The sequence below is a fragment of the Phormidesmis priestleyi ULC007 genome (genome assembly GCF_001895925.1).
GTDB lineage: Bacteria > Cyanobacteriota > Cyanobacteriia > Leptolyngbyales > Leptolyngbyaceae > Phormidesmis_A > Phormidesmis_A priestleyi_A.
Genome location: NZ_MPPI01000067.1, coordinates 1 through 4,116 on the forward strand (window position 1 = coordinate 1; position 4,116 = coordinate 4,116).

Consider the following 4,116-nt stretch of genomic DNA (forward strand, 5'->3'; position numbering starts at 1 on the left):
TTTGAGTGCCTGTAAAATTGATCAATGGATAATCAAAAGGACTACTGTGAAATCGTTCAAAAACCTTATCAGCAGGAGGCTTGAGTCACTTTAGTATCAGGTAGAGGTCGCACCCCCATGAGAGAAGCCCTGACGACTTATGGCACGATCCAAGCCAAAATCGATAATTCTGTCGATCGGGTCAAGTCTCAAGTTGATCGGGTAGACATCATCCGTGAGCATTGGAATCAGGATGCTGATGCGCTTCTGCCAAAACTTTCAACCGCTTTTGATGCTGCTAGAAAAACCTCCACAGAAGCACATCAGGCTGAAATGAGGAAGAATGCCGAAGCTCACTTGCAAAATTGGGCGCAGGAGTTAGAACGCACTCGCACTTCTTATTTGAAGGATATCCGCCATCAGGGTTTCTTTCAGTCGCTGGGTATTGGCACTGTGGCGATACTACTGTGTTCTGGTTTATCAGGATGGGTAGGCTGGCAGATGCATCAAAAGCACTGGGAACAGCGTTTTGGTTCCGCTGCCCAGTTTGATTGGTTCACAAGCTTATGGTTTACAAAGGATAACCAGCAGCGGTTTTATCAGTGCCACAAGACTCAGGATCAACGTTCTGGAGAAGACCAAAACAAATGCACAATCTGGTATCAGTAATCCCATTGAGTTTGGTATTCAAAACCCCTAATTACGCCAGTAATTAGGGGTTTACTATTTAAAGCCTGCTTTGGACCCACTCTTTAATTTCCCCAAAGTCTCTACCGTAGTTATGACGATCGGGGTCAAGCGCATACTCAGAGTTATGCTCGTGAATGTCGTTTTTGAAGACCTCCATCACCCGCTTCACCGCAGGCATATTTGAGCCAGTTGACTTCTGTAACAGGGATTGAGTGATCGCAAACTTTTCGCTGTCTGAGTCGTGATGGCGGTTCCATTCCATAATTGCCGTCATTGCCGTCTCTACTCGTTGATCGGCGCTCCCTGCTTTGGTAATGTGTTCGCGCTTTGGCTTTGACTGGGTAGGTTGAACAGGTCTTACAGGCTGGACTTCAGTTGCCGCTACCGAGACTTCTACAGGTTGTGGCGGTGCGATTTGAGCGGTAGGAGGAGTTTGTTTCAGCAGTTCAGTCAGCCCCTCGATTCGTTGTTGGTAGGCTTGCCGCTCTTGAGCAAACTGCTGTTGCAATGATTCATTTTGGTTTTTAACCTGTTCTAGTGCCGCTGCCGCCTGGTCACGCTCCTGCTTCAGTTCTGTCAATTGGGATCGCAGGTCTTCAATTTCGCGGGTAAAAAAGCTTGTGTCTGTTGCGGTCGGTGCTTGGGGTTGCTGTGTACTCATTTTCTCTACGTGGCTCCAAAGGCGTTGCATTTCCTGAGTTAGGGTTGAAATTTGCTCAGTCAGGGCAGAGAACGCCTCCGGCGCAGCAAAGCTGACGGAGATCGTCGATTCTGGTTGCTGAGTCGGTTGCGTTTCTGGCAAAGTTTCAGGCTGGCTTTCCGAAATTGGTTCGATAGGGGTAGGCAGTGTCTCCCCATCAGTCAACTTCACGCCCCTGGAACCGATGTGTTTGCCATTACCGTCAATTAAGTAATAGTGAAAGTAATGCTGTGTGGCGCTGGAGTTGCCCCGCTTCAGTTCCTCCTCCGAGATAACGTGCCCTAGCCGCTCCTGCACAAATCGAGCCACACCCCGCGATGGTGGGCAAAAGAAGTGTACACAGATTTCGCCATACACCCCTCGCAAGTTGTGTATAGTCACACTCGCTTCACCTTCTAGCACCGGAATAATGCCTGTAGTGCCAAAATGCCGATGGACAGCCCGCTTCACAGAATTGGCAAGACTGCGGTTGATGTCCTTGGTAGAAGCCCCAAGCACACGAGCAATTCTGGGATGAGAGCGAAACCGTTCCAATGCTGCCAACACATCAGCAGCGGGAATCAGGCAAGGGGTCAAATAGCTATCAGCCGTCGATTTCTTCTTGAGTTGCCCTGAAAAACCCACCCAGTAGGGCTGATCAGTTGCCACAATGTTTCCTTTATCCACCACTTCACTAAACCGTCTGCCCGTCGTTGCCGCAATGCCGACAGCCAGTTCAAACGGGTCATCTGAGTGCAGCAGTTCAGCCGCTTTCGCTAAATACTGTTCAGGGTTTACAGGCTTGAGATTGTCCTGCTTTGCGTTGTTGAGTTCAGCCGACTTGAGCGAGATCGCGCTATAGGTTGCATTGTCATACTTGAGAAAATCCAACGCTCGATGATCATGAGCTTCCCCCGTTTCCCCAGACTCGCGCTTGGTGTAGGTATACTGGCGACTCGTCGCTTCAGTCATGGGCAATCCGCCTTCTGCTGCCATCGCCTTGATGCCTTTGCGGTACATCGGTAAATAGACCTTCCCGATCGTAGCTTTCGGGTAGCCCTCATCGAGAAGAGCGATCTCAGCCTCACAGAGTGCTTTAATCTCATTCTGAGTCGTCGAGTCTTTCAACCGTTCGACGAACGACTCAATCAATTGATGCATCTCATCGTGAGTTAACCGAGTACGTTCCCCCGATGAGATGCGATCGCGGTAGCGAGTGATGATAACTTCGCGGTCATTCATGATGAGTTAGAAATAATGGATGATTTGTTCAAAAAAGCCTTGCCCCTGACCGCGACTACTTGCCGCCGTCGCCACCACACTGAGAGACTCAATCAAAGCTTCTTGCGCTGCATTCGCCACCAGAATGAAGAGCGCTTCAGTGCCCCGATCCGCCTGAGCCTGGACGATCGCATCGATATAGTCTGAGCGCTGTTGATTCGTGATCACAGTGATCGGGAACCCTGAGCGAATCAGCAATAAATTCATCAACAGACGAGCCAACCGCCCATTGCCATCTTGGAACGGATGAATCGTCACCAACCGCAAATGAGCCTCAGACGCATAAACGATCGGATGTAAGCTCAAAGCCTCCTGAGAATTAAGCCATTGCACAAAGCTGATCATCAACGCCTGCACCTGATAGTGAGGTGGATAAACATACTCAGTTCCCGCCGCCTTCACATCCAGTCGTCGAAATCGACCTGCCATTTCCGGGTCAATTTGCCGCAAAATCAGACTGTGAATCTGCCTCAGTTCCCATTCATCAATGACCGCATCAGCTTTAGCAAACGACTCAATATAATTGATCGCCTGCTCATGCCCAATCACCTCCAGATGCTCTTTAAGCGACTTACCCGCGATCGTGATGCCTCGTTCCAGCACTAAAGCCGTTTCTCGGAGCGAGAGCGTATTGCCCTCGATCGCATTTGAGTGGTAAGTGAAGCGGACATCATAGCGTTGCTTCAGTTCAGCCACAATCTCGCCGTTCAAGGGACGAAACAGGTCAAGCATCGCCTTGAGCCGATCCAAATGTTCCAGCCTATTTGAGAGCGACTGTGACTGCGGTGAAAAAGACAGCCGCGCCCTCAACACCTGTTCTGCCGAAAGTGATTGAGATTGAAGAGCCAAGATCCAGCGATCGTAGGCTTGAGTTGAGTGATTCATAGAAATTGGTAAAGCAGTAGTTGAAGAATACCGGGTCTAACCATTTTCAGAGAAAGCCTGCTGATTGAGCCACCAAGCGGCGGTGTGCCTTGCCCAGTTGCGTTCTTGAGCAATGGCAGTGACAGCCCCCTCAATCTGGATTTGTTCATCAGCGGTCAAAACTGTCTTGCGAAGCAGGTCAATGATCGAAGCGGTTGAGACGGTAGTTGATAACATGGTTCTTACTCCTTAGTGGGGTAGGGCATCCGATCGGATTGGCGTTTGGCGGATGCCTTTTGAATTAGGGTGTTGTCGATCCCTATACAACCACTATACACTCATCTGTCTATATATGCAACCCGTACACACAGCCACACAAATACATATATACACCCTAATTTCAAATGATTTGAATTACTTATACAGTCACTATTTAGCCATGTACAACCATCAAAAGATTCTATGTATACACCCAAATCCATACAAGCTTTCTATGTATAGATGTATGACAAGATGCGATCGCTCCACACCTAAAACCCTAGAATGCTTGTCCTATATAGCTCTCAGCGTTTTGCGTCCGTTTAGGAGTGTACAACTATATATAGACAGGGATCGCAAAACAG

At 49.0% G+C, this 4,116-nt stretch carries 4 protein-coding genes; 1 reads left to right on the forward strand and 3 read right to left on the reverse strand.

Annotated elements, in window-relative coordinates:
* Positions 1–117: 117 nt before the first annotated feature.
* On the forward strand, positions 118–648 hold the full coding sequence (locus BRW63_RS25880; RefSeq protein ID WP_073075213.1) for a hypothetical protein: 531 nt from the start codon (positions 118–120) through the stop codon (positions 646–648).
* Positions 649–706: 58 nt separating this feature from the next.
* Here the strand turns inward: BRW63_RS25880 and BRW63_RS25885 are convergent, their stop codons facing one another.
* Genes BRW63_RS25885 through BRW63_RS25895 form a run of 3 tightly spaced genes read right to left on the reverse strand, consistent with a single transcriptional unit; the run spans position 707 to position 3,730 of the window.
* Entirely contained in the window at positions 707–2,590 is a 1,884-nt protein-coding gene (locus BRW63_RS25885; RefSeq protein ID WP_073075214.1) for a protelomerase family protein, read from the reverse strand.
* Positions 2,591–2,596: 6 nt separating this feature from the next.
* Positions 2,597–3,514 carry a Fic family protein gene (locus BRW63_RS25890; RefSeq protein WP_073075215.1) on the reverse strand — a complete coding sequence of 306 codons (918 nt, stop codon included), beginning with the start codon at positions 3,512–3,514 and terminating at the stop codon, positions 2,597–2,599.
* A 36-nt stretch (positions 3,515–3,550) separates the two neighbouring features.
* Positions 3,551–3,730 carry a hypothetical protein gene (locus tag BRW63_RS25895; RefSeq protein ID WP_073075216.1) on the reverse strand — a complete coding sequence of 60 codons (180 nt, stop codon included), beginning with the start codon at positions 3,728–3,730 and terminating at the stop codon, positions 3,551–3,553.
* Positions 3,731–4,116: the final 386 nt, after the last annotated feature.

What these genes read in the sequence shown, in the direction of transcription:
- BRW63_RS25880 (WP_073075213.1), top strand. Translation starts at nt 118, where the DNA reads ATGAGAGAAGCCCTGACGACTTATGGCACGATCCAAGCCAAAATCGAT.
- BRW63_RS25885 (WP_073075214.1), bottom strand. Translation starts at nt 2,590, where the DNA reads ATGAATGACCGCGAAGTTATCATCACTCGCTACCGCGATCGCATCTCA.
- BRW63_RS25890 (WP_073075215.1), bottom strand. Translation starts at nt 3,514, where the DNA reads ATGAATCACTCAACTCAAGCCTACGATCGCTGGATCTTGGCTCTTCAA.
- BRW63_RS25895 (WP_073075216.1), bottom strand. Translation starts at nt 3,730, where the DNA reads ATGTTATCAACTACCGTCTCAACCGCTTCGATCATTGACCTGCTTCGC.